At 66.6% G+C, this 22,874-nt stretch carries 24 protein-coding genes and 2 tRNA genes; 13 read left to right on the top strand and 13 right to left on the bottom strand.

Annotation, left to right across the window (positions count from 1 at the left end):
* Nucleotides 1-969: a polyprenyl synthetase family protein gene (locus HZ321_RS12525; RefSeq protein WP_181702701.1), complete on the bottom strand. Its 969-nt coding sequence runs from the start codon at nt 967-969 to the stop codon at nt 1-3.
* Between the two features lie 161 nt (nt 970-1,130).
* Between HZ321_RS12525 and fni the strand changes: the two genes are divergently transcribed.
* Nucleotides 1,131-2,156, top strand: a complete 1,026-nt coding sequence (gene fni / locus HZ321_RS12520) for a type 2 isopentenyl-diphosphate Delta-isomerase (protein ID WP_181702700.1) — start codon at nt 1,131-1,133, stop codon at nt 2,154-2,156.
* 6 nt (nt 2,157-2,162) lie between these two features.
* Here the strand turns inward: fni and HZ321_RS12515 are convergent, their stop codons facing one another.
* The gene (locus tag HZ321_RS12515) at nt 2,163-2,684 is read right to left on the bottom strand and encodes a DUF2585 family protein (RefSeq protein ID WP_181702699.1); all 522 of its coding nucleotides are present in this window, start codon (nt 2,682-2,684) and stop codon (nt 2,163-2,165) included.
* A 667-nt stretch (nt 2,685-3,351) separates the two neighbouring features.
* Here HZ321_RS12515 and pncB point away from each other — a divergent pair.
* The 3 genes from pncB (at nt 3,352) to HZ321_RS12500 (ending at nt 5,477) form a co-directional block, all read left to right on the top strand.
* The gene (gene pncB, locus HZ321_RS12510) at nt 3,352-4,653 is read left to right on the top strand and encodes a nicotinate phosphoribosyltransferase (protein ID WP_181702698.1); all 1,302 of its coding nucleotides are present in this window, start codon (nt 3,352-3,354) and stop codon (nt 4,651-4,653) included.
* 57 nt (nt 4,654-4,710) lie between these two features.
* On the top strand, nt 4,711-4,881 hold the full coding sequence (locus HZ321_RS12505) for a hypothetical protein (protein WP_181702697.1): 171 nt from the start codon (nt 4,711-4,713) through the stop codon (nt 4,879-4,881).
* 416 nt (nt 4,882-5,297) lie between these two features.
* Nucleotides 5,298-5,477: a DUF2158 domain-containing protein gene (locus tag HZ321_RS12500; protein WP_181702696.1), complete on the top strand. Its 180-nt coding sequence runs from the start codon at nt 5,298-5,300 to the stop codon at nt 5,475-5,477.
* Nucleotides 5,478-5,519: 42 nt separating this feature from the next.
* On the opposite strand, the gene HZ321_RS12495 is transcribed toward HZ321_RS12500, so the two are convergent.
* Both HZ321_RS12495 and HZ321_RS12490 read right to left on the bottom strand, forming a co-directional pair.
* The gene (locus HZ321_RS12495) at nt 5,520-6,293 is read right to left on the bottom strand and encodes a substrate-binding domain-containing protein (RefSeq protein WP_181702695.1); all 774 of its coding nucleotides are present in this window, start codon (nt 6,291-6,293) and stop codon (nt 5,520-5,522) included.
* A 19-nt stretch (nt 6,294-6,312) separates the two neighbouring features.
* The gene (locus HZ321_RS12490) at nt 6,313-6,486 is read right to left on the bottom strand and encodes a DUF1328 domain-containing protein (RefSeq protein WP_181702694.1); all 174 of its coding nucleotides are present in this window, start codon (nt 6,484-6,486) and stop codon (nt 6,313-6,315) included.
* 136 nt (nt 6,487-6,622) lie between these two features.
* Between HZ321_RS12490 and HZ321_RS12485 the strand changes: the two genes are divergently transcribed.
* Complete coding sequence (locus tag HZ321_RS12485) at nt 6,623-7,456, top strand: aldo/keto reductase (protein ID WP_181702693.1); 834 nt, start codon at nt 6,623-6,625, stop codon at nt 7,454-7,456.
* 5 nt (nt 7,457-7,461) lie between these two features.
* Here HZ321_RS12485 and HZ321_RS12480 read toward each other — a convergent pair whose 3' ends face one another.
* From HZ321_RS12480 to HZ321_RS12470, 3 genes are all read right to left on the bottom strand, one after another.
* On the bottom strand, nt 7,462-8,208 hold the full coding sequence (locus HZ321_RS12480) for a lytic transglycosylase domain-containing protein (RefSeq protein ID WP_244635842.1): 747 nt from the start codon (nt 8,206-8,208) through the stop codon (nt 7,462-7,464).
* Between the two features lie 280 nt (nt 8,209-8,488).
* Nucleotides 8,489-8,866, bottom strand: coding sequence for a DNA-binding transcriptional response regulator (locus HZ321_RS12475; RefSeq protein ID WP_181702691.1), 378 nt, complete (start codon nt 8,864-8,866; stop codon nt 8,489-8,491).
* Between the two features lie 193 nt (nt 8,867-9,059).
* A tRNA-Asn gene (locus tag HZ321_RS12470) sits at nt 9,060-9,135 on the bottom strand.
* 136 nt (nt 9,136-9,271) lie between these two features.
* On the opposite strand from HZ321_RS12470, the gene HZ321_RS12465 reads away from it, so the two are divergent.
* The gene (locus tag HZ321_RS12465) at nt 9,272-9,556 is read left to right on the top strand and encodes a PGPGW domain-containing protein (protein ID WP_181702690.1); all 285 of its coding nucleotides are present in this window, start codon (nt 9,272-9,274) and stop codon (nt 9,554-9,556) included.
* A 12-nt stretch (nt 9,557-9,568) separates the two neighbouring features.
* Here HZ321_RS12465 and HZ321_RS12460 read toward each other — a convergent pair whose 3' ends face one another.
* The 3 genes from HZ321_RS12460 to HZ321_RS12450 form a co-directional block, all read right to left on the bottom strand.
* A complete protein-coding gene (locus tag HZ321_RS12460) occupies nt 9,569-9,871 on the bottom strand; it encodes a hypothetical protein (protein WP_181702689.1) in 303 nt (100 codons plus the stop codon).
* 83 nt (nt 9,872-9,954) lie between these two features.
* Nucleotides 9,955-10,143: a hypothetical protein gene (locus HZ321_RS12455; protein WP_181702688.1), complete on the bottom strand. Its 189-nt coding sequence runs from the start codon at nt 10,141-10,143 to the stop codon at nt 9,955-9,957.
* A 211-nt stretch (nt 10,144-10,354) separates the two neighbouring features.
* Nucleotides 10,355-10,428, bottom strand: a tRNA-Cys gene (locus HZ321_RS12450).
* Nucleotides 10,429-10,630: 202 nt separating this feature from the next.
* On the opposite strand from HZ321_RS12450, the gene HZ321_RS12445 reads away from it, so the two are divergent.
* The 7 genes from HZ321_RS12445 (at nt 10,631) to HZ321_RS12415 (ending at nt 19,726) form a co-directional block, all read left to right on the top strand.
* Nucleotides 10,631-11,293, top strand: a complete 663-nt coding sequence (locus HZ321_RS12445) for a protein-L-isoaspartate O-methyltransferase family protein (protein WP_181702687.1) — start codon at nt 10,631-10,633, stop codon at nt 11,291-11,293.
* 228 nt (nt 11,294-11,521) lie between these two features.
* The gene (locus HZ321_RS12440) at nt 11,522-12,880 is read left to right on the top strand and encodes a TolC family outer membrane protein (protein ID WP_206682780.1); all 1,359 of its coding nucleotides are present in this window, start codon (nt 11,522-11,524) and stop codon (nt 12,878-12,880) included.
* 159 nt (nt 12,881-13,039) lie between these two features.
* Complete coding sequence (locus HZ321_RS12435; protein WP_244635840.1) at nt 13,040-13,720, top strand: PopZ family protein; 681 nt, start codon at nt 13,040-13,042, stop codon at nt 13,718-13,720.
* Nucleotides 13,721-13,843: 123 nt separating this feature from the next.
* Complete coding sequence (locus HZ321_RS12430) at nt 13,844-16,618, top strand: valine--tRNA ligase (protein ID WP_181702686.1); 2,775 nt, start codon at nt 13,844-13,846, stop codon at nt 16,616-16,618.
* Nucleotides 16,618-17,358, top strand: coding sequence for a DUF2459 domain-containing protein (locus HZ321_RS12425; RefSeq protein ID WP_181702685.1), 741 nt, complete (start codon nt 16,618-16,620; stop codon nt 17,356-17,358). The genes HZ321_RS12430 and HZ321_RS12425 overlap by 1 nt, the downstream gene beginning before the upstream one ends.
* A 115-nt stretch (nt 17,359-17,473) precedes the next feature.
* Nucleotides 17,474-18,715: a M24 family metallopeptidase gene (locus tag HZ321_RS12420; RefSeq protein ID WP_181702684.1), complete on the top strand. Its 1,242-nt coding sequence runs from the start codon at nt 17,474-17,476 to the stop codon at nt 18,713-18,715.
* An 81-nt stretch (nt 18,716-18,796) separates the two neighbouring features.
* A complete protein-coding gene (locus tag HZ321_RS12415) occupies nt 18,797-19,726 on the top strand; it encodes a LysR family transcriptional regulator (protein WP_181702683.1) in 930 nt (309 codons plus the stop codon).
* 12 nt (nt 19,727-19,738) lie between these two features.
* Here HZ321_RS12415 and HZ321_RS12410 read toward each other — a convergent pair whose 3' ends face one another.
* From HZ321_RS12410 to HZ321_RS12400, 3 genes are read right to left on the bottom strand one after another with little or no spacing between them, the layout of a single operon-like run.
* Complete coding sequence (locus tag HZ321_RS12410) at nt 19,739-20,548, bottom strand: ABC transporter permease (protein ID WP_181702682.1); 810 nt, start codon at nt 20,546-20,548, stop codon at nt 19,739-19,741.
* 5 nt (nt 20,549-20,553) lie between these two features.
* A complete protein-coding gene (locus HZ321_RS12405; protein ID WP_181702681.1) occupies nt 20,554-21,798 on the bottom strand; it encodes an ABC transporter permease in 1,245 nt (414 codons plus the stop codon).
* A complete protein-coding gene (locus HZ321_RS12400; protein WP_181702680.1) occupies nt 21,782-22,870 on the bottom strand; it encodes an ABC transporter ATP-binding protein in 1,089 nt (362 codons plus the stop codon). The genes HZ321_RS12405 and HZ321_RS12400 overlap by 17 nt, the downstream gene beginning before the upstream one ends.
* Nucleotides 22,871-22,874: the final 4 nt, after the last annotated feature.

Here is a 22,874-nt window from a genome sequence, read left to right as displayed (position 1 = left end):
CTACTCGGCGCTCGCCGCGAACGACGTTTCCGCTTCCGTCCCGTGGTGACCCATCGCCCGCCGCCGGGCCTCGACCGCTTCCCCGAAGGTCTGGCGGACGAGAAAAGCCATGCGGCCCGGCCCCCCGGGCAGGGCGGCCAACGCCGCGAGCGATCCCGCGACATGGCCCGACAGTCGGCGGCGGGCCGCATCGCGACCGAGCAGCGACAGCATGGTCACCTTTCCGTGGTCCTGCCGGACGTCCTTGCCGGCTGCGATCTCATCTCCGTCCGCGTCGACCATGTCGTCCATGATCTGGAAGGCCCGCCCGAGCTCCCGGGCAAAGTTCCGGAGGTGGGTTCGCGCCTCCTCGCCGGCGTCGGCGACAAGGCAGGCGAATTCGGTCGCGGCGATGAAGAGCGCGCCCGTCTTGCGGTCGTTGGTGACAACAACGTCCGCCGGGTTGGGTCGCCGGTCGGCGCCGCGCAGGTCGGTGTACTGGCCGCCGACGAGGCCGTTCACGCCGACCGCGTCGGACAGGATCTGAACCAACTGCGTCCGCTGCACGTCGGTCAGCATCGGTGCGACCGCCAGCAGCCCGTAGGCCTGGGTCAGCAGCCCGATCGAGGCGAGCACGGCAACATCCTCGCCGTAGCGCAGGTGGATCGTCTGTTCCCCGCGCCGGAGGGTAGCGTCGTCCATGCAGGGCAGATCGTCGAGCAGCAGGGACGCGGTATGCACCAGTTCCAGCGCGCACCCGGCATCGACAGCGGCAGGCCCGTCGAAGCCAAGGTCGCGCGCCGCAAGAACCGTCATCAGCGGCCGCAGCCGTTTGCCGGGAAGCAGGACCGCCTCCCGCATGGCGACCTTGACCAGGTCTCGCTGACCGGGGTCCGACAGCATCAGGCGATCGAGCCTGTGGTCGATCCTGGACCGCGCGTCGCGGATCTCGGTTTGCAGGTCAACGCTGCCGGCCACCGCTGATCTCATGGTTTGAAACTCCTCGGAGACCGGTGTCGATGCCGGCGCCTTGAACGAACTTCTCGCGCCGGCACGCGTTGTGCTGCGGAGGACGGTCTTCGTCTTGTTCTTTGCACCAACGCTGGGGACGCCTGATGGTTTCCGTTGTGGGGAGGGCGACAACGCCTGGAATGGGCGGGATCGCCGGCCGAAAGGACGATCATCTCGACATCGTGATGGCAGGTGGCGGCGCGGTGGAGGGCAAGGGCGCCGGCTTCGACCGGCTGCGTTTCGACCACGTGGCGCTGCCCGAACTGGACCTCGACGCGATCGACCTGAGCGTAGCTTTTCTCGGCCGGACCCTGCGGGCACCTTTCCTGATCAGTTCGATGACCGGCGGCCCTGCGCGAGCCGCGGCCATCAACCGGCACCTGGTGGAAGCGGCAGAAACACTCGGCCTGGCGTTCGCGGTGGGCTCGCAGCGGATCGCGATCGAAACCGGCGGCAATGTCGGATTGACAGGGGCCCTCCGCCGGGCGGCGCGAACGATCCCGCTTCTGTCCAACCTCGGCGCAGCCCAGATGGTCGGGGCCGACGGTCTGGATCGCGCGAAACGCGCCGTGGAGATGATCGAAGCGGATGCGCTCATCATCCACCTCAATCCGCTTCAGGAGGCGCTGCAGCCGGAGGGCGACCGGAACTGGAAAGGCGTGCTCGCCGGCGTCGAGGCGACCTGTCGGGCTTTGTCGGTACCCGTCGTCGTCAAGGAGGTGGGCGCCGGGCTTTCCGGAAGCGTCGCCCGCCGGCTCGTCGACGCCGGGGTCTCGGTCATTGACGTGGCCGGATCCGGGGGCACGAGTTGGGCAGCGGTCGAGGGCCAACGGGCCGCGACGGAAAGCGACCGGGCGGTGGCGATGGCGTTCGCCGACTGGGGTATTCCGACCGCCGAGGCGATCGCGCAGGTCCGAAAGGCGTGCCCGTCCGTCACCGTCATCGGATCGGGTGGCATTCGCACGGGGATCGACGCGGCCAAGGCCTTGGCGCTTGGTGCCGATCTGGTCGGACAGGCGGCGGTCGTCCTGGAAGGTGCGGTGGCCTCTACAGACGCCGTTGTCGACCATTTCCGGACCATGATCTGCGCACTGCAGATCGCGTGCTTCTGCACGGGTTCCGCCAACGTTGCCGCGTTGCGGGCTGCGCAACTCTCGCCTGTCTAAGAAGCGCTACTCCTCGGCAAGCACGACAGACGGCGCTATAAGCCGCGCCGCACCAAGGACGAACCCGTCGCGGATCGCCACCGTGACCGTCAGCTCGATCGCCACCAGGGCCGCAAGTCCGGCCCGCAGCCGGACTTTGCGAGCGAACAGAAATCCGGCGAGGCCGAAGCTCATGTCGCTCAGCGCGTTGAGAATGCTGTCGCATGGATAATCGCCGGGCCCGCTGTCGCCGAAACGCGCGATCATGAAGGGCGTGTTCTCGACGAGCTCCCATCCCGATCCCATGAACAGCGCCACGAGACAGCTTTTCCCAAGCGGCCACTGCGGCGCAAGCCAGCGCAAGAGCGGCCACGTCAGGATGCCGTGGCCGAAGTGGAGCAGCGAATACCAGTCCGAGAGGTTCTGGGAATTGCCGATGCCCTCTGCTTCGTCCCACCAGATCAGGATCTCTCCGCAGCCGCAGACGAGGTTTCGACCGAGAAGGTGAAGCCCGAAGGCCGTTGCGGCGAAGATCAGGAGGGCCCCCATGGCGGTTCGACCGGCTCCCGGACAGCGCGTCGAGACCCACCGTGCCCCGGCTGCCAGGGTCGGTGAAGGCGAACGGTCCGATCCGGGGAGGGCCCTTGCAAGGTGGGGGTCCGGACCCGTCTTGTTTCCTTCACGGTATCGCAAGCTTTTCATTCAATCCCCGCGCGATGTCTCAACTGTATATTCACCAGCCTCCGGTTCGGCGGGTTGAGACAGATTAACAAGTTCTTAATCTGATCAAGGAGAGTCGGTTTGCGTTGGTTCTGGTGAGTAGAGTCGACATGATTTTGCTGAAAATCTTCATGGCTTGGATGGGCGTATCTTGCCTCGTAGCCACGATTTGGCTCATCGCGGCGGCCAACCTGGCGAAGGACCGCTCCAAACGGACTTCCAGACGGCAGATGGCGGCGGTTGGGCTTGCCTTTGGCGGGTTCTTCCTGTGGTTTTCCGTTGGGCTCTAGCCGGAACGTACGATCGGGATGGGAAGCTGCTCGGCCCCCGGCCGGTTCCCGCCCGAGACGCGCGCGGTCCGCAATCGAGCGAAAAAGGTCTGGTTGTCCGGTTGCCAGAGGTATATGGCGTTTGGCGAGGTGACTTGACCTCTGCCGCCGCGTCCGCGGTGCAGCGGCCTGTCGGCCCCGAGGATCCCCCACTCGGGAGAAGGACGATGACGATCGATATTGCCAAACGGGTCTGGGATCACAGCTGGAAGCTGGACCCGATCGTCCGCTCGCTGCTCGATACCGATTTCTACAAGTTGCTGATGCAGCAGCTGATCTGGCGCCGCTACGCGGATGTGGAGGTCACGTTCTCGCTGATCAACCGGCGGCATCGGATCCGGATCGCCGACGAGATCGACGAGGGGGAGCTGCGCGCCCAGCTCGACTACGCCCGGACGTTGCGGCTCGGCAAGAAGGAATGGATCTGGCTCGCAGGCAACAGCTTCTACGGCCACCGCCAGATCTTCGAGCCGCGCTTCCTGGAGTGGTTGAAGGACTTCGAGCTTCCCGAATACGAGCTGCGCCGCGAGGACGGCCAGTATGTGCTGGAGTTCCACGGGCCGTGGACCCACACGACGATGTGGGAGATCCCGGCTCTGGCCATCATCAACGAGCTGCGATCGCGCGCGGTGCTGAAGGCCATGGGCCGCTTCGAGCTCGACGTGCTCTATGCCCGCGCGAAGGCGAAGCTGTGGTCGAAGGTGGAGCGGCTGCGGACGCTGGAAGGGCTGAGGATCGCCGACTTCGGCACCCGTCGGCGGCACTCCTACCTCTGGCAGGACTGGTGCGTGAACGCGCTGAAGGAGGGGCTCGGCAGCGCCTTCATCGGCACCTCGAACGTCCTCCTCGCCATGAAGAGCGACCTGGAGGCGATCGGCACCAACGCGCACGAGCTGCCGATGGTCTATGCCGCGCTCGCTAACTCCGACCAGGACCTGCGGGAAGCGCCCTACAAGGTACTGCGCGACTGGCGCGACATGTACGACGGAAATCTGCGCGTCGTGCTGCCCGATGCCTTCGGTACGGCCGCGTTCCTGCGCGATGCGCCCGACTGGGTGGCCAACTGGAAGGGCTTCCGCCCGGACAGCGCGCCGCCGATCGAGGGCGGGGACGCGATCATCGAGTGGTGGGAGGCCAAGGGCCAGGATCCGCGCGACAAGCTGCTCGTCTTCTCCGATGCGCTGGATGTCGACACCATCGAGAAGGTGTTCCGGCACTTCGACGGCCGCGTGAACATGAGCTTCGGCTGGGGCACCAACCTCACCAACGACTTCCGCGGCTGCGCGCCGAATGCGGCGCACGAACTCGACGCGATCTCGCTGGTCTGCAAGGTGACCAAGGCGAACGGCCGGCCCGCCGTGAAACTCTCCGACAACCCGTCGAAGGCGACCGGCGACCCGGAGGAGATCGAGCGCTACCTCCGGGTGTTCGGCACCGGCGGGCGGGTCGAACGGGAGGTTGTTGTCTAACGGGAACGACGTGCCGGGGGCGGGCGTTTTGCTTCCTGAAAGCAAAGGAGGCGCCCCATGGACAGCTACATGGCCACCTGGCTCGGATGGACAGCCGGAACCGTGAGCGACGGCGAGATCATCACGCGGATGCACGTGGACCCGTTCTTCAAACGTTGGTTCGAGAAACGCCGCAAGGCGCTGTTCGACGCGCGGGCCCAGCAGAGCGCCAACCGGTCAGCCGGCTGAAACCTCGCCGGGAGCTGTCTCCGTAGAACTCTCGCGTCCCTCCTCATTCCATCGGACTAATGCGTGTCGTCGTTGCAACAAAGCGGGCGGACGTCCCTCGTGCCTAGCGTTTCGACGTGGACTCGGGGCGGAAGTGTTCCAATATGGCACGGCGTACGGCGGGTTTTCCGCCGCGCCGGCGGGGGCGTCGGTGGAAGCGCAGCTTGATTTCTACAGGTAGGTTAGGCGTCAAAGTCGATGTTGCGGACGAGGGGCTGGCAGACGACCTCCTGCCGGGCCCCTCGTCTGCGTCATCCCGGTTCGGCGTTTACGTAAACGAGGAGTTTGCGCCCGTTACGACCAATTGCGCTTTGACAGGCGAGGGCCTCGACGCCAACTCTGCTCCATCGCAGATGCGACGTTGTGGAGCAGTTTTGATGCCGAATTCATTTCGTATCGGTGACGTCGTACAGCCCAAGGACGGCGGACCGAAGATGATCGTGATCCAGGTGGCCGAGACGCGCGAAGAGAGCGCGGTGTGGTGCGCCTGGACCGAATACTCGCAGAAGCGCAACGTGCCGTTCCGGCCGGACGACCTCGTCCACCTGCCGCAGTGAAGCGGCCGGGCGCCGCCACCCGACGCGGCGGCGCCTTCAGTTTCAGAGTTCCCGCAGGGTGGACGGCAGCAGGTGGGGCGTAGCGAATCGCGCGCCCGCCGCATCGGCGGTGAGAAGAGAGGCAACTGACGCCGCGACGGTGTCGGCTGCGACCGCGCACCACGACACTCGATCGTCCTCCTCCAGGCTGAGTACGCTTGCCGGGATCCGGTGCTGCTCGAGGGCGTGGAGCGCGCCCTGTGCCGCCGCGGCGGTGGCGGCCAGCACGGCAGTGAACGTCCGCCCCGATCCGACCAGACTTCCTACGGACTTGAACCCGGCTTCGAACGAGCCGTCGCCGACCACGATCAGCTCATGATCGAACGGCAGACCGAGCGCGGCCAGCGCGCGCACATGGCCATCCGCCAGATCGACCAGCAGGGGATCGGCCGGCGGACCGGCCAGAAAGGCGATCGCGGTATGGCCGAGCTTGTGGAGATGGGCCGTCGCCGCCCGCGCTACCTCCGCGCCATCGATCAGCAGCAGCGACGTGCCTGCAGCCCGGTCCAGGGGTGCGCCCCAGCGGATCTCGACGAAGCCCGATGACCGACCGGGGCCGCCGACCGAGACCGACAACCAAGCGGCGGCAGTGGGGTTCAGCGCGTGATGGGCGATTTCGCAGACGCGCCCCCGAGCGAGCAGGCTCGCGCGCAGGGCCTGCACGAAACGTGTTGTCCAGGCCGTCGACAGGCCGCAGGATCGAGTCTCGATCCGCATCGCCCCGTCGGTGGCGGGAGAACCCGTCGGCCGCGTCGCTGTCAGATCCAGTGTCCGCATCGTGCCCCCGGTCGTCGCATCAGAACACCAACTCGCCAGCGGCGAACGCCAGGACGACGAGGACGATGAAGATCACCAGGAAGATCACGAACAGGATCTTGGAAATGCGTCCGGCGACGTTGGAGACCCCTGTGAAACCCAGAACACCCGCCACGATCGAGATGACGAGGAAAATCACAGCCCATTTCAGCATCGGTCACGCTCCGCGAAGTCCTGCGCCCGGCGCGGCCGGTTGAAGCCTCCAGCCACGCCCACGCTTGGAAATGCGGGAAGCCGGTCCGGCGTTCCCCAAAACATGAAAAATTATGAATATAATTCAGGAGATCACCATGCATCGCGTCGAACTCCCGGACGGCACCACCGTGCCCGCAATCGGCCAGGGAACCTGGATGATGGGCGGGGCCCGCGAACGGCAGCGGGAGATCCGCGCGATCCAGGCGGGAATCGATCTGGGCCTCACATTGATCGACACCGCGGAGATGTACGGCGACGGCGATGCGGAAGATATGGTGGGAGAGGCGATCAAGGGTCGCAGGGACGCATGCTTCCTGGTTTCCAAGGTGCTGCCCTCGAACGCCCGTCGGGACGCGGTTATCCGCTCCTGCGAAACCAGCCTCGGCCGCATGGGCGTCGAAACCCTCGATCTCTACCTCCTGCACTGGCGGGGTGCCACGCCGCTCGCCGAAACGCTGGGCGCGTTCCAGGACCTGCTCGCCGCCGGCAAGATCCGCCGCTGGGGTGTCTCCAACTTCGACCTGGACGATATGCAGGATCTGCTCGCGCTCCCCGGCGGGGACGCCTGCGCCACCAATCAGATCCTCTACAATCCGGATCAACGCGGCCCTGAGTTCGACCTGCTTCCATGGCAGGCCGAACGCCGGATTCCGACAATGGCCTACTCGCCGGTCGGCCAGGGCGGGAGGCTGCTCAAGTCACCGGCGCTCGCGGCCGTCGCCCGGCGGCACGGCGTCTCCACGGCGCGGGTGGCGCTCGCCTGGGCGATCCGGGCCGGGGATGTCATCGCCATTCCGAAGGCCTCGTCGCTGGAGCACGTTTCCGACAACGCCGCCGCGGCGGACCTGGTGCTGACCCCCGATGACCTCGCCGAGATCGAGGCGCGGCACCCCGCGCCGCGCCGCAAGCAGCCGCTCGCCATGATCTGACGCGGTCAGTTGCGCTGGACGATGCAACTGCCGCCGAGTTTGCGAAGCTGGCGGCAGAGCGCGTTCGCGGCCTTGCGCGACTGGAAGGGCACCCGCACGCGGTAGAACTGCCGCGGACCACGGCCGCCGACCCGTGTGCCGAGGATCAGCGGCTGCGCATCGCCCATCACCTTGCCGTAGCGGGCCCGGATCTTCTCGAAACCGGCGAGGGCGCGGTCCTTGGAATAGTTGCCGACGAGTTGCACGCCCCACGGCGCGAACGTGCCCTCATAGGGGCTGGAGGCGACTTCGCTCGCTGTGGAGGCGCGGATCTCCGCGACCACGTTCAGGCAGGACTGCGGCTGGCCGCCATCCCCTTCGATGCGGCTGGCTTTCCAGTCCTCCGCCTCGCGGCCCGTAACGAAGCGTACGTAGGCCTGCGTTTCCCAGGGAAGCCCGGTATCGCCGGCGAGCCACCGCTCGACCCGCCTCGGCCCGGCATTGTAGGCGGCCGCGGCGAGGCCGAAGTTTCCGAATCGTGTTGTGAGGTCGGCGATCAGGGCCGCCGATGCCGGGATCGCCTCCTCCGGATCGAAGGGATCCTCAAGACCGCGCTCGTCGGCGGTTCCCGGCATGAACTGGGCGATGCCCTGAGCGCCGGCGCGGCTCGTGACCTTCGGTCGGAAGCTGCTTTCCCGCCAGATCAGCCGGGTGAAACGGTCTACCGGCACGCCGTGCCGCGGTGCGGCCGCTTCGATGAGGCCGCAGATCATGGCCGCAGCCGGTCCGCCGGCACGCGAAACAAGACTCGGCCGAGGACGGGGGAGGGGACCCTCCACGGGTCCCCAGGCGGATGCATCGGGCGTGAGGTCATGGCGCGCGAAAACGGGATCGGAAACGAGAAGACCGAGCGACAGGATCGCGCGGCCGAACCGGCTCAGGCGCTTGCTTCTTGGTGCTGACATGCTCCGTCCGGTGCTTCGCCCACGCCGACGCGGCTATCGCGGCGCGGCGAAGATTCCAGAGCGAGGCCGGCGTGTCCAGCCGGGTCGATCAAGGAGCGGAGGCTGCGCGCGCCCGTTCGGCCGCGATCAGCAACTCGATCGGAAGCCACGGCTTGGTCATGCGCAGCGCGTCGCCGCGGACACGGCTGAGTTCGTCGGCAGTGCCAGTGGAGACCAGTTGGATCCACGGGAAGTCGGACCCGATCGATTCCATCAGGTCGCTGTCGGAGCGGGTCAGCGCGGCGAGATCGACGAACACCATGGCCACCTGCGCCGCATGGGACGACAGATGGGACCGGCAGGCCTTCGCGGCTCCGAAGGACCGGACCTTCAAGCCGGATTCCTCCAAGAGGGTTTCGGCGAAGAAACGGGTCTCGTCATCGGGTGAGACGATCAGGTATTCGTCCGGTCGGATCGCGCGCGCCATGGCTGCCTCCCTGCTGCATCTGCAAGGGAAACGCGCGAGTGTCTGGATTGTTCGCGACGAAATACCGTGCGCCGGAAATAGCGCGCCCAATTGTCATTCATTTCGAATGACATAAACTGGCGCGAAGAGAGAATGTTTCAATGCCACATAAAGCAAAAGCCTCAGCGGCGGACCGCTAAGGCTTTGAAAACGCTGGCTCCGCGAGCTGGACTCGAACCAGCGACCATTCGATTAACAGTCGAACGCTCTACCAACTGAGCTATCGCGGATCAGCGATGGGCGGTCGTATAGCACCGGGGTTTTGGTTTGCAAAGCCCCTTTGCGCATCGCGCCTCGGCTTCCCTGGACAGCTCCGAAAAACACCCCATATCCAGCCCCAGGGTGGCGGGAGAGCACGGAGAGAGAATGCCCAAGGTCACCTTTCAAGGCCGGAAGATCCCGCTCCCCCGATCGCGAATCCTCAGAACAGCGATCGGAGCGATCTTCATCCTGATGGGGTTCGTCGGCTTTCTTCCCGTTCTCGGCTTCTGGATGGTGCCGGTCGGGCTCTTGATCCTGTCGGTCGATTTTCCGTGGGCGCGGCGGATCCGTCGCCGGGTCGAAGTGGCGGTGACGCGGTGGTGGCGCGAACACAAGGCAAGGCGCGATCATCACGCCCGGCATCAGAAGGCGGACGAGCGACGGCCTTAGCCGGGCGCCATCCTACTGTGTCATCTCGGGCGCATAGAGGCAGATCGTCTTGCCGTTGTTCCGGCCACCGACGGTGCACCAGTGGAACGCGCCGTCCCGCGATCGTCGCGCCTGGCTGAAGGCGACCACGTCACCAGTCAGTTTGAGACGCCAGCCGTAGGGCGTGGCCTCCACGTCTCCGGAACTGATCGGCCGGCAGTCCTTGTCGGAGCAGCAGATCGCTTCATAGGTCCATCCGGACGGCGCTTCGTGCGCGCCGGCGGCTGACGTGGACAGCAGACTTGCGATCAGAACAAGCGCGGATCTTCGTGCCATGGGTGGCTCCTCCCCAGCGGGATGACCCGTCAAAGAGCGAGAGCACGGCCTTGGTTCCCAGCGGCAATGAAATGTGATCGCGTTCAGTTCACCAGCAGCGTCAGCGCGGCAAGCAGAAGAACGCTGCCGGTGGTGAAGAGCCAGGCCACGGCCTCGAGGTCGCGCCGGTCCTTGGCGTAATCGGGAACGTTGGGAAGGAACACGCGGACCGTCGCCGCGCCTGTGGCCGCCAGGACCAGCACACAGAAGAGAAACTGAAGATTTTCGCTCACGACCATGTCCGCCGCTTGAAGTGCCCACCCACCCGGCGAGGCCGAAGCACTCCATCAGCCGGGGACAGTGGGAGGGATAAGCGGAGAGCCGAATCCGTGCAAGCGGAAGCGGAAACGGTGCCGACAATCCGCCGTCTGGCGCAACGATCCGTGCCGCAGGCGAACAGGTTGCCGTCGCCGCGATGATGGGATTGCGTTGTCGGGAGAGGGATGGAGGCCACGGAGGGAATCGAACCCCCGTACGCGGATTTGCAATCCGCTGCGTAACCACTCCGCCACGTGGCCCCACGGGGGAGGTTCATACGGTGGGGTGCGCCGTTGCGCAAGAGGTCCGGACGTACCTGTTGAAAGATGGCGAATGCGGATCGGCCTTGCCCGGTGCGACGCAGCTGTCCGTATGGTCACGGCTGCCCGTTTCGGGCCCTTGTCTCGCAGGCGCGAGAGGGCTAAGGGAAACGAAGATCCTTTCCGAACCGGGAATTTCGACATGGTCGATGCCGCCGCGCTGCGCACCAAGATGGTCGACGGGCAGATCCGTCCCAATGACGTGACGGATTACCGGATCCTCGATGCCATGCTGGAGATCCCGCGCGAGCTTTTCGTGCCGGCGAACAGCCGCGAGCTCGCCTACATCGACCGCAACATCCCGATCTCCGAGGGGCCGGCGGCACGTCACATGCTGCAGCCGATGATCCAGGCGCGGCTGATCCAGCAGGCTCAGATCACGTCGGACGACACGGTTCTGGAGGTGGGCGCGGGCACCGGATACAGCGCCGCGATCGCCGGCCGGCTCGCTGCCAAGGTGGTGGCGCTCGAAGAGGATGCCGCCCTTGCTGCCGCGGCGAAGTCGGCTCTCGCCTCGGTCGGCGCCGGCAACGTGGAGGTCGTCACGGGGCCGCTGAAGACCGGCTATCCGGCCGGCGCGCCTTACGACGTGATCATCGTCAGCGGTGCGATCGAAGTCCTTCCCGTCGCACTGACCGAGCAGCTTGCGGAAGGTGGCCGGCTGCTGGCCATCCAGGGAGTCGGCCAGGCTGCGCGCGCGCTGCTCTATACCCGATCCGGCAAGGACGTGAGCTCGCGCGTGCTGATGAACGCGGCCGCCCCGCTGCTGCCGGGCTTTGCCCGCGAGCCGGCCTTCGAGTTCTGATCGTCCGAACATTTGCGCGGAGCGGCGACTGTCCGCCCCTGCAAAGGGCTGGCTCTGGCTGGCCTTGCCGATACGCGTGCCGGCTGCACCGACGCTCGTGGAATCTTTCGGCCGACCTGCGAACCGGACCCAGTGAAAGACATTCTTAACCAACTTTGACGAAGTGTTGCGGGGTGTCCGTGCTGTCTGAAGTCGAGCGGATGATCGTCTCCTGAAGGACTCCCGCACGTGCTCCCTTCGCGCCCGCTTGCCGTCGCCATCCTCCTGACCGCGCTGTTCGTCTCGACGCCGGTGGAATCGGAGACGCTGACGGAGGCTATGGCCGCGGCCTACGCCAACAACCCGTCCCTGAACGCCGCCCGGGCGGGCGTCCGCGCGACGGACGAGGGCGTGCCGCAGGCTCTGTCCGGTTTCCGCCCGACGATCTCGGCCTTCGCCAGCGCCGGCACGTCTTCGACCGACAGCACGGCCGGCAGCGGCAACCGTCGTTCGGCGAGCGCCGGCATAACCGTGACCCAGCCGGTGTTCAGCGGGTTCCGCACCGTCAACGGGGTCAAGGCGGCCGAGGCGGCCGTGCGGGCGGCGCGGGAATCGCTGCGCAACACCGAGCAGAACACGCTGCTGGACGCCGTGACCGTCTACATGAACGTGGTGCGCGAGCGCTCCATCCTGAACCTGCGCGAGGCCAACTACCGCTACGTGAAGGCCCAGGTGACGGCCGCCAGCGATCGCCTCGCGGCCGGCGACGGAACGCGCACCGACGTCGCGCAGGCAGAGGCGCGGCTGGCGGCGGCGCGCTCGGAGATCGCGCTCGCCCGGGCGAACCTGGAGGCGGCCGCCGGCACCTATCGCCAGGTGATCGGTCGGGAGCCGGGCAAGCTGGCGAAGGCGAAGGGCCTCGACAGCCTCGTACCGCGATCGTTCGAGCAGGCGCTCGCCGCCTCCCGCAGCGATCATCCGGCGATCAGGGCCTCGCAGTACAATGCCGATGTGGCCGGCTTCAATGTCAGCGTGGTCGAAGGCGAGTTGCTGCCGACCGTGACGATCGAAGCCTCCGCGCAGCGCGACTGGGAGCGGGGTTTCGGTGCGGAGACCGGCAACAGCGCCCAGATCGTCGGCCGGCTCAACATACCGATCTACGAAGGCGGGCAGGTCTATTCCCGCGTTCGCGAGGCAAAGGAGGTGCTCGGCCAGCGCCGCATCGAGGTCGACGTCGCGCGCGACCAGGTCCAGGCGGCGCTCTACGCAGCCTGGGGCGGTCTGGAGGCGGCACGCGCCCAAGTCAAGGCCGCGCGGTCGCAGGTCGAGGCGTCGCGGCTGGCTCTGGAGGGCGTGGAAGAGGAGCAGCGAGTCGGCCAGAGGACGACGCTTGACGTGCTGAACGCGCAGAATGAGGTGGTCAATGCGCAGATCGCGCTCGTGCAGGCCGAACGGGACTCCGTGGTGGCGAGCTACTCCGTCATCGCGTCGATCGGACGGTTGTCGTCGGATGCGCTCGGCCTGAAGGTGCCGGCCTACAAGGCGGAAGTGCACTACGCGCAGGTGCGCGACAAGTGGTTTGGATTAAGAACTCCGGCCGGAGAGTAACACGCAGGTCACCGTTACCGGGGAAAAGCCCCGGAAACGGCCCGTCGCCCCCTGTGTCATACGATTTTACCGCCTATACTCGCAGAACGCGGGCGAATCAGCTCGCGGTGAAGCGTGCGTGCGGCGCGTAGTTGAGTGACGTTTCAGGGGTCTTCATCGATGGCGAAGGCGAACACGGCCCAGGAACCCTCCATGGAGGAAATCCTGGCATCGATCCGTCGGATCATCTCCGACGATACGCCGCCTGCGTCGCCCCCGCCGGCCGCCGCCAAGCCCGCCCCGCAGCCGGAGCCCGAACCGGAGCGGATCAGCGAGGACGACCTCGACAAGCTGTTCTCCCAGGACGACGAGGAGATCCTCGAGCTGGACGAATCCGTCGCCGAGCCGGACGACGTCCTGGATCTGACGGAAGACTTCAGCGCCGAGGACAACCTCGGCATCGTCGAAGGCCTGATGCCCGACGAGGCCGACGTCGCCTTCGCGGCGGAGGACGAGGAGCCGGACCTGTCCGGCATGGACATGGATTTCGACGAACCGGAACCCGAGCCTGAGCCGGAACCGGTGCCCATGCCACCGCCGCGCCTGCCGCCCAGGATGATCGATCCGGAGCCGATCGCGAGGGAAGCCGAGAGGCTGGTCTCCGCCGGAACCTCAGCGTCGGTATCCGCCTCGTTCGGGTCGCTCAACCACACCATCCTGTCGCAGAACGCCAAGACGCTCGATGATCTCGTCACCGAGATGCTGCGGCCGATGCTGAAGAACTGGCTCGACGAGAACCTGCCGGTGATCGTGGAGCGTCTCGTGCGCGCCGAGATCGAGCGCGTCAGCCGCAGCCGCTAAACCAAGTCCGTAGCCTCTGAAGCGCGGGCGGGAGCCGGGCTTCCGCCCGCGTTTCCGTTTGACTTCGCACGGGTGGTCCGGTTACCCACGGCCGACCAAATCTCAAGAAAAAACACGGGCGCCATGCTGGACAAGACTTTCGAGGCGGCGGCTGTCGAGCCGCGCATTTCCAAGGCCTGGGACGCGGCCGAGGCCTTCCGGGCCGGCCGCGGCGCCGCGCCGGGCGCCGACACTTACACGATCGTCATTCCGCCGCCGAACGTGACCGGCTCGCTCCACATGGGGCACGCGCTCAACAACACGCTGCAGGACATCCTGATCCGCCTGATGCGGATGCGGGGGCGGGACGTGCTCTGGCAGCCGGGGCTGGACCACGCGGGCATCGCCACGCAGATGGTCGTCGAGCGGCAGATGATGGAGCGGCAGGAGCCGAACCGCCGCGACATCGGCCGTCAGGCCTTCGTGGAGAAGGTCTGGACCTGGAAGGCGGAAAGCGGCGGCACCATCGTCAATCAGCTGAAGCGCCTCGGTGCGTCCTGCGACTGGTCGCGCGAGCGCTTCACCATGGACGAGGGCCTGTCGAAGGCCGTCCTCAAGGTGTTCGTCCGGCTCTATCGCGAAGGCCTGATCTACAAGGACAAGCGCCTCGTCAACTGGGATCCCAAGTTGCTGACCGCCATCTCGGACCTGGAGGTCGTCCAGACCGAGGTGAAGGGCCACCTCTGGCACTTCCGCTACCCGATCGACGGCGAGGTCTTCGACCCGGAGAACCCGGCGACCTTCATCGTCGTCGCGACGACGCGTCCGGAGACGATGCTGGGCGACACCGCCGTCGCAGTGCATCCGGAGGACGAGCGCTACACGGCCCTCGTCGGCCGCAAGGTCCGCCTGCCGCTGGTCGGCCGGCTGATCCCGATCGTCGCGGACGAGTACTCGGATCCGGAGAAGGGCTCGGGGGCGGTCAAGATCACGCCTGCGCACGATTTCAACGACTTCGAGGTCGGCAAGCGACATGGCTTGGCGCAGATCAGCGTGCTCGACGTGGAGGCGCAGGTCGCCGTCGCGGGCAACGAGGACTTCCTCGCCGGTGTTCCGGCGTCGGCCGAACTCGACCGCACTGTTGCCGACTTCCACGGCAAGGACCGCTTCACCGCCCGCAAGCTGATCGTGGCGCGGATGGAGGAGGGCGGCTTCCTGGAGAAGATCGAGCCGCACACCCACCAGGTTCCCCACGGGGATCGCGGCGGCGTGCCGATCGAGCCTTATCTCACCGACCAGTGGTACGTGAACGCGGCCGAGCTCGCCAAGCCGGCGATCGCCTCCGTCCGCGAGGGGCGCACGGCCTTCGTTCCGAAGAACTGGGAGAAGACCTATTACGACTGGATGGAGAACATCCAGCCGTGGTGCATCTCCCGCCAGCTCTGGTGGGGCCACCAGATCCCGGCCTGGTACGGACCGGACGGCACGGTCTTCGTCGCCGAAAGCGAAGCGGAGGCCTACGTCGAAGCTATTCGGCACTATCAAGGCAGTGAGGCAACCGACGAGACCTTCGAAGTGACCGCGAAGTTAAGTGGAATCGAACTAACTCGCGACGAGGACGTGCTCGACACGTGGTTCTCGTCCGCGCTCTGGCCGTTCTCGACGCTCGGCTGGCCCGACGAGACGCCGGAGCTGAAGCGCTACTACCCGACGAATGTCCTCGTCACCGGCTTCGACATCATCTTCTTCTGGGTCGCCCGGATGATGATGATGGGCCTCCACTTCATGGAGACCGAGCCGTTCAGCGACGTCTACATCCACGCCCTCGTCCGTGACGAGAAGGGCGCCAAGATGTCGAAGTCGAAGGGCAACGTCATCGACCCTCTCGAGCTGATCGACGAGTACGGGGCTGATGCGCTGCGCTTCACGCTGGCGGCGATGGCCGCGCAGGGCCGCGACATCAAGCTCGCGACCTCCCGGGTCGGCGGCTATCGCAACTTTGCGACCAAGCTCTGGAACGCCGTTCGCTTCGCCGAGATGAACGGCTGCGCGCGCGACGCGGCTTTCGATCCCGCCGCGGTGACGGAGACGATCAACAGCTGGATCGTCACCGAAGCCTCCAAGGCGGCGGCGGACGTGACCGAGGCGCTGGACGCATACCGCTTCAACGACGCGGCGGCGGCGATCTACCGCTTCGTCTGGAACAGCTTCTGCGACTGGTATCTGGAGCTGTCCAAGCCGATCCTCACCGGCGAGGACGGTCCGGCCAAGGCAGAGACGCGGGCAACCTGCGCCTATGTGATCGATGAGATCCTTAAGCTGCTGCATCCCTTCATGCCCTTCATCACGGAAGAGCTCTGGGCGGCGACGGGATCGTGGGGTCCCGCCCGCGAAAACCTGCTCTGCCTCACCCGCTGGCCGGAGGGGCCGGTGCGTGCATCGGCGGCGGCGGACGAGATCAACTGGCTGGTCGACGTCATCTCGGAGATCCGCTCCGTCCGGGCCGAAATGGGCATGACGCCCGCCACACAAGTTCCGCTGGTCCTTGTGGGGGCATCCGAGAAGGCTCGGGCGTGGCTCGGCACGCATACGGCGGCCATCCAGCGTCTGGCACGCGTTTCCGAGGTGTTAACGGCGGACGCCGCTCCGCCGCAGTCGGCCCAGATCGTCATGGCCGACGGTATCGTCGCCCTGCCGCTGGCGGGCGTGGTGGACCTCGACGCGGAGCGCGCTCGTCTCACCAAGGAGGAGGCCAAGCTCCTCGACGAGATCGGCCGGATCGACAAGAAGCTCTCCAACGAGCAGTTCGTCGCGCGAGCGCCGGAAGAGGTCGTCGAGGAGGAGCGCGCCAAGCGCGACGGCTACGTCGAGCGCCTGGCGAAGGTGCGGGCAGCGCTGGAGCGGCTCAAGGGCGACTGATGCGGGGCAGGGTGCGACACGGCGACCGACGCATCCTTGCATCCCTCGTCCGCGGGACGGTCTTCATTGCGGCCGCGCTGGCCCTCGCCTTCGCGGTGGCCGCCCTTGCGACCGCCCGGAGCGCCGTGCCAGACCTCTACCCGCCAGCGCCGGGCGCCCCGACCATCATGGTCCACGTGGTCAACCACGGCCTGCACAGCGCGATCATCGTCCCGGTCGACCGACTCCGGCAGATCGGCTACCAGGAAGACCGGCAGCCGCTCATCACCGTCGGCGAGCGGTTCTACGCTTCTCCGTGGGTCGAGATCGGCTGGGGCGACGAGGGTTTCTACCGCTACGTTCCCACGTGGTGGGAGATCGACTGGGGGATCGCGATCGCAGCGATCACCGGCACCGGCGGCTCGTCCGTGTTCCACGTCGTCGGCCTGCCGGACGACCCGGCACGGGTCTTTCCCGCCAGCGACATCCTTACCCTCAGCTTGTCCGAGGCCGGTTTCTCGCGGCTCGCGAACGCCGTGGCCGAGGGCTTCATGATCCACGGCGGCGCGCCGGTGGACCTCGGCGTCGGGATCTACGGCGACTCCAACTTCTACCGCTCGGACCTCGCCTACAGTGCGTTGATGACGTGCAATCATTGGACGGCCGATGTTCTCCACGCCGCCGGGCTTCCGGCCTCGGCCGTTACGGCGACGCTGCCGGCCGGGCTGATGGCCGAACTGCGATGGCGCGCGGTGCCATAGGCACGGCTTCATTTCCGGCGGTCATCGCGCGATCACACAAACAAATTTCCCGGTGGCATGCCGCCTCCCTATCGTGACGCCACGGTTCCGGTGCACAGCGATGAGGTAGACGACCATGAACGAGGCAGTCCGGCCGATCGGCCATTCCAACGATCTCGCCCGCGTCCAGACGATGCATTTCGGGGAGCGCCAGCTGCGCGCCTTCTCCGACGCGGAAATGCAGAGCCGCCAGGACGGGCTGCGCGGTCTCCTGGCGGAGAAGTCGATCGACGCAGCGATCCTGACCTCCTACCACAACATCTGCTACTACTCCGGCTTCATGTACTGCTACTTCGGCCGGCGCTACGCCTTCGTGGTGACCGACCAGCAGGCGGTCTCGATCACGGCCGGCATCGATGCCGGCCAACCTTGGCGCCGCAGCTACGGCGACAACGTCACCTACACCGACTGGCGCCGCGACAACTTCTTCTATGCGCTCCAGCTGCAGCTGCCCGGCGTCCGCCGTATCGGCGTGGAGTTCGACCATCTCAACGTCGACTACCTCCGCCTCCTGCAGGAAGCCTTCCCGGGCGTCGAGTTCGTCGACATCGGCCAGGCAACCATGTGGATGCGCACGATCAAGACGCCCGAGGAGATCGCGCTGATCCGTCAGGGCGCGCGGGTCGCCGATATCGGCGGCGCCGCCTGCGCCGAGGCGATCGCGGCCGGTGTGCCCGAGCACGAGGTGGCGCTCGCCTCCACCTCGGCGATGGTTCGCGAGATCGCCCGCACCTATCCGCAGGCCGAGCTGATGGACACCTGGACCTGGTTCCAGTCGGGCATCAACACCGACGGCGCGCATAACCCCGTCACCTCGCGTAAGATCGAAAGCGGCGACATCCTCAGCCTCAACTGTTTCCCGATGATCTTCGGCTACTACACCGCCCTGGAGCGGACGCTGTTCTGCGACCACGTCGACGACGCCTCGCTGAAGATCTGGGAGTTGAACGTGAAGGTGCACGAGCGCGGGCTGGAGCTGATCAAGCCGGGCGCGAAGTGCTCGGAAATCGCCTCGGAGCTGAACGAGATCTACCGGGAAGCAGGTCTCCTGGGCTACCGCTCCTTCGGCTATGGCCACTCCTTCGGCGTGCTGTCGCACTATTACGGCCGCGAGGCCGGCGTGGAGCTGCGCGAGGACATCCACACCGTGCTGAAGCCCGGCATGGTCGTCTCGATGGAGCCGATGCTGTCGATCCCGGACGGCATGCCCGGCGCCGGTGGCTATCGCGAGCACGACATCCTTGTCGTCACCGAAAGCGGTGCGGACAACATCACCGGTTTCCCCTACGGACCGGCCCACAACATCATCGCGTCCTGACGCGTCGGCAGGGTCTGCACAGAACGGAGGCAGGCCCTGCCAACAAGCTCGTCTTGCGCAGAGGGGAGGCGTTGTCACATCATGCATGCCGAAGTCGATCCGTCGCATGCGATGGCGACCTTTCGGGGGCAGCGGGTGCGCAACGTACCGACCGATCTATTGCGAGCCTTCATCACCGTGGTGGACCTCAAAGGGTTCACGCGGGCGGGTGAGCGGCTCGGGCGGTCCCAACCGGCGATCAGCCTGCAGATCAAGCGGCTGGAGGAGACCATCGGTGTCCCACTGCTTGATCGAGACCAGACGGTTCCGGTGCTGACCGAGGCGGGCGAGCAGGTCGCCTCCTACGCACGCCGGATCCTGGCTCTCAACGACGAACTCATCATGCGCCTGCAGCGCAAGGGCCGCAGCGGCCGCCTGCGGATCGGCATGCCGAACGACTATGCCGACCAGTATATGCAGGACATCATGCGCGCCTTCCAGGACAACGACGGCAACGTCGCCCTGGAGGTCACGTGCGACCTCAGCGTCAACCTTTTGCGCACGTTTCGCGACGGCGACCTCGACGTGATCGTTGCGCAGACGGGTGACGGCCCGGCCGAAGGCGCTTCGTTCACCTGGCGCGAACCGCTCACCTGGATCGGTCTGCCGGGCGCGGTGGATCCGTCCGACCCGCTCCGCCTGATCGCCTATCCGGAGGGGTGCAACTACCGCCGGCAGGCGCTCGCCGCCCTGCAGCGGGAGGGCCGGAGCTACGAGATCGTCTACCAGAGTCCCAGCCTGCCGGGTCTCGTTGCCGCGCTGAAGACCGGGTTCGGCTATACGGTCGTGTCCCGACGGACGGCGCTGCCGGGTCTCTCCAAGCTCGGGCGCGCCGATGGCTTTCCGGATCTGTCGGATGTGGTCGGCGGCCTCTACGTGCGGCCGGGCATCAAGGCGCCGGAGGTCAACCTCCTCGCCAACACCTTCGCCGACATGTTCTACAACACGATGGAGAAGCCGGCCGCGGCCTGAGCCGCCGGCCGCTCATCCCTTCGCGCGGCGCGCCAGCCAGCCCACCGTCACGAACAGAGCCACCGAGAGCGCGATCAGCATCGTTGCGGCGGCCATGATGGTCGGATTGATCTGGTCCCGGATGCCGGAGAACATCTGCACCGGCAGGGTGCGTTGTTCGGCGCCGGTCAGGAAAAGCGCCACCACCACTTCGTCGAACGACGTCGCGAAGGCGAAGACCGCGCCCGAAGCGACGCCCGGCGCGATCAGCGGCAAGGTCACGCGGCGGAAGACGTCGAGGGGTGGCGCGCCCAGGCTTGCCGCCGCGCGCGAGAGGTTGCGGTCGTAGCCGGACAGCGTCGCGGTGACCGTGACGATCACGAAGGGCAGGGCGAGCGCGGTGTGCGACAGCACGAGGCCGGTGCGGGTGTTCGCAAGGCCGAGGTTGCCGAAGAAGAGGTAGGCGCCGACGGCCACGATCACGATCGGCACGATCATCGGCGAGATCAGGACGGCCATCACGAAGCCGCGGCCGGGGAAGTCGGGTCGCGACAGCCCGAGCGCCGCCAGCGTGCCGAGCACGGTGGCGATGACCGCCGTCAACACCGCCACGACCAGGCTGTTGAACACCGAGACGATCCAGCGCTCGGACGAGAAGAAGTCCGCATACCAACGCACCGAATAGGACGGCACGGGGAAGGTGAAGAACGGCTGGTCGGCGAAGGACAGCGGCACCACGACGAGCAGCGGCGCGACGAGGAAGAGGGCGACGAGCACGGCGAACAGAACCACGAAGGTCCGTCCGATCCGTTCGCCAGGGGTCGCGTATTGCGGAAGCCACATGGCGATCACCCCAGCCTGATGCGATCGGCGCCGAGCACGCGGACGTAGACCGCGTAGAGCGCCAGGGTGGTGAGGAGGAGTACGGTTCCGAGGGCGGAGGCGAGACCCCAGTTGAGATCCCGGTTGATGAAGTCGGAGATGAAGTTCGACATCATCTGGTCGGTCGCGCCGCCGACGAGCGCCGGGGTCAGGTAGTAGCCGAGCGACAGGATGAAGGTGATCAGGCAGCCGGCCGAGACGCCCGGGATGGTCTGCGGCGCATAGATGCGCCAGAAGGCCGACAGCGGGCCGGCGCCGAGCGAGCGTGCCGCCCTGAGCTGCGTCTGCGGGATCTGCCGCATCACGCTGTAGATCGGCAGCACGGTGAACGGCAGCTGGATGTGGATCATCGCAGCGAGCGTGCCGAACCGGGTGAAGATCAACTGCACCGGCTCGCTGGTGAATCCGAGTCGCATCATGAAGTCGTTGATCACGCCGTTCGACTGCAGCAGCACGACCCATGCCGTGGTTCGCACCAGCAGGGATGTCCACAGCGGCAGCAGCACGAAGAGCATCAGCGTCGCCGCCACCGCCGGCGGCGCGATGGCGGCGGCATAGGCCAGGGGATAGCCGAGCACCAGCGTTCCAAGCGTCACCACGGCGGCGATGAACAGCGTGCGTCCGAGGATGGTCAGGAAGATCGCCTCGCTTTCCGGTACGGCCGCGATCGCTCCGTCCGGCCCCCGCGTTAGGTCCAGGCTGTTCAGGAGATAGTGGGCTGTGACCGGGGAGGCGTTGCGCTGGAGGACCGACCAGGTCTGCGTGTCCTTCCAGACGGGATCGATGCCGGTGATCGCCTCGGTCCACCCGCCTGCCGGCGGGGTCTCGATCTTGCTCACCGCGCGTGCCGCGGACAGGATCTTGGACCGCATGCCCGGCAGTTCGTAGTTGAGCCGTTTACCCAGACCTGCCGCGGTCCGGTTCTTCTGCGCGGCTTTCAGATCGGCTGCAAGCGCCGCGAACACAGGTTCAGGCGGCAAGCCGACGCCGTCCCAGGCGCCGATCGCGGGCAGCGTCTCCACAAGGACGGCTGCCGGTTCGGCATTGTCCACCGACTTCATCAGGAGCGCGCCTATCGGGGCGATGAAGGTGACCACCAGAAAAAGGAGGGCAGGGAGCACGAGCCCAAGCGCGATCAGCCGGTCGGGCAGGGCGGCGCGGAACGTCTGCGCGCGCAGGCTGCGGTGCGCCGGCTCAGCGAGCGAGGACATGGATGGCCTCCGGTTCGAAGGCCAGCGTCAGGCTCGATCCAGCCGCGGGCTGGAGGACGGAGAACTCCGCCGCGGCCATCTTCACCGAGAGTTCCGCAACGCCCAGGCCCTCGCAGGTGAGCCGCGCGTGGTCGCCAAGGAAGAACACTTCCCGCACCGTCGCCGGAAAGCGGATCGCCCGGTCGGAGGCGCGATCGGCTGCCTGCAGCCGTTCCGGGCGGACTGTCGCCTCGACGGCGCCCGGAGCGATCGCCGCCGGTAGCAGCACCACCGCGCCGCCGGCCAGCCTGAGCGCGCGACCGTCCGTCGACACGTCGCCCGGCAGCACGTTGTTCTCGCCGATAAACTGGGCCACGAAGCGGTTCGCCGGCCGTTCGTAGAGCTCCGTCGGTCCGGCCAATTGCTGGACCATGCCGTCGGAGAACACGGCAATCCGGTCCGACATGGTCAAGGCCTCGGACTGGTCGTGCGTCACGAAGACGATGGTGACGCCCAGCGAGCGCTGGATGTGCTTGATCTCCACCTGCATCCGCTCGCGCAGCTGCTTGTCGAGCGCGCCGAGCGGCTCGTCCATCAGAACCAGCTTCGGCTGGAACACCAGGGCGCGTGCGAGCGCGACGCGCTGCTGCTGACCACCGGACAGCTGGGTCGGGCGACGGCCGCCGAAGCCCTCCAGGTGGATCATGCCGAGAACCTTGTCGACCTTCTCCTTGGCGGCGGGCCCAGTGACGCCGTGGTACCGCAATGGAAAGGCGATGTTCTCCTCCACGCTCATGTGCGGGAAGAGCGCGTAGTTCTGGAACACGACGCCGATGTTCCGCTTCTCCGGCGGCAGCTTCTCCACCGGAGCGCCGTCGAGGAGAATGTGGCCCGAGGTCGGGCGCTCGAAACCCGCCAGCATCATCAGCGTGGTGGTCTTGCCGGAACCCGACGGCCCCAGCAGAGTCAGGAACTCGCCCCGGCGGACGGTCAGGTCCAGAGCTTTAACGACCAGCGTCGCGCCGTCATAGCTCTTCGTCACACGCTCGAAGGCGACGAGGGCTTCGGTTCCGACGGGTGTCTTGACGAGCATGGAC

This window comes from Chthonobacter albigriseus (genome assembly GCF_013839445.1).
Lineage (GTDB): Bacteria > Pseudomonadota > Alphaproteobacteria > Rhizobiales > Pleomorphomonadaceae > Chthonobacter > Chthonobacter albigriseus.
Note: the sequence above shows the minus strand (reverse complement) of the source record. Positions and strands in the feature narration are given on the sequence as shown.

What these genes read in the sequence shown, in the direction of transcription:
- HZ321_RS12400 (WP_181702680.1), bottom strand. Translation starts at nt 22,870, where the DNA reads ATGCTCGTCAAGACACCCGTCGGAACCGAAGCCCTCGTCGCCTTCGAG.
- HZ321_RS12490 (WP_181702694.1), bottom strand. Translation starts at nt 6,486, where the DNA reads ATGCTGAAATGGGCTGTGATTTTCCTCGTCATCTCGATCGTGGCGGGT.
- HZ321_RS12465 (WP_181702690.1), top strand. Translation starts at nt 9,272, where the DNA reads ATGCCCAAGGTCACCTTTCAAGGCCGGAAGATCCCGCTCCCCCGATCG.
- HZ321_RS12525 (WP_181702701.1), bottom strand. Translation starts at nt 969, where the DNA reads ATGAGATCAGCGGTGGCCGGCAGCGTTGACCTGCAAACCGAGATCCGC.
- pncB (WP_181702698.1), top strand. Translation starts at nt 3,352, where the DNA reads ATGACGATCGATATTGCCAAACGGGTCTGGGATCACAGCTGGAAGCTG.
- HZ321_RS12445 (WP_181702687.1), top strand. Translation starts at nt 10,631, where the DNA reads ATGGTCGATGCCGCCGCGCTGCGCACCAAGATGGTCGACGGGCAGATC.
- HZ321_RS12460 (WP_181702689.1), bottom strand. Translation starts at nt 9,871, where the DNA reads ATGGCACGAAGATCCGCGCTTGTTCTGATCGCAAGTCTGCTGTCCACG.
- HZ321_RS12405 (WP_181702681.1), bottom strand. Translation starts at nt 21,798, where the DNA reads ATGTCCTCGCTCGCTGAGCCGGCGCACCGCAGCCTGCGCGCGCAGACG.
- HZ321_RS12435 (WP_244635840.1), top strand. Translation starts at nt 13,040, where the DNA reads ATGGCGAAGGCGAACACGGCCCAGGAACCCTCCATGGAGGAAATCCTG.
- fni (WP_181702700.1), top strand. Translation starts at nt 1,131, where the DNA reads ATGGGCGGGATCGCCGGCCGAAAGGACGATCATCTCGACATCGTGATG.
- HZ321_RS12515 (WP_181702699.1), bottom strand. Translation starts at nt 2,684, where the DNA reads ATGGGGGCCCTCCTGATCTTCGCCGCAACGGCCTTCGGGCTTCACCTT.
- HZ321_RS12480 (WP_244635842.1), bottom strand. Translation starts at nt 8,208, where the DNA reads ATGATCTGCGGCCTCATCGAAGCGGCCGCACCGCGGCACGGCGTGCCG.
- HZ321_RS12505 (WP_181702697.1), top strand. Translation starts at nt 4,711, where the DNA reads ATGGACAGCTACATGGCCACCTGGCTCGGATGGACAGCCGGAACCGTG.
- HZ321_RS12415 (WP_181702683.1), top strand. Translation starts at nt 18,797, where the DNA reads ATGCATGCCGAAGTCGATCCGTCGCATGCGATGGCGACCTTTCGGGGG.
- HZ321_RS12425 (WP_181702685.1), top strand. Translation starts at nt 16,618, where the DNA reads ATGCGGGGCAGGGTGCGACACGGCGACCGACGCATCCTTGCATCCCTC.
- HZ321_RS12495 (WP_181702695.1), bottom strand. Translation starts at nt 6,293, where the DNA reads ATGCGGACACTGGATCTGACAGCGACGCGGCCGACGGGTTCTCCCGCC.
- HZ321_RS12410 (WP_181702682.1), bottom strand. Translation starts at nt 20,548, where the DNA reads ATGTGGCTTCCGCAATACGCGACCCCTGGCGAACGGATCGGACGGACC.
- HZ321_RS12485 (WP_181702693.1), top strand. Translation starts at nt 6,623, where the DNA reads ATGCATCGCGTCGAACTCCCGGACGGCACCACCGTGCCCGCAATCGGC.
- HZ321_RS12475 (WP_181702691.1), bottom strand. Translation starts at nt 8,866, where the DNA reads ATGGCGCGCGCGATCCGACCGGACGAATACCTGATCGTCTCACCCGAT.
- HZ321_RS12430 (WP_181702686.1), top strand. Translation starts at nt 13,844, where the DNA reads ATGCTGGACAAGACTTTCGAGGCGGCGGCTGTCGAGCCGCGCATTTCC.
- HZ321_RS12500 (WP_181702696.1), top strand. Translation starts at nt 5,298, where the DNA reads ATGCCGAATTCATTTCGTATCGGTGACGTCGTACAGCCCAAGGACGGC.
- HZ321_RS12420 (WP_181702684.1), top strand. Translation starts at nt 17,474, where the DNA reads ATGAACGAGGCAGTCCGGCCGATCGGCCATTCCAACGATCTCGCCCGC.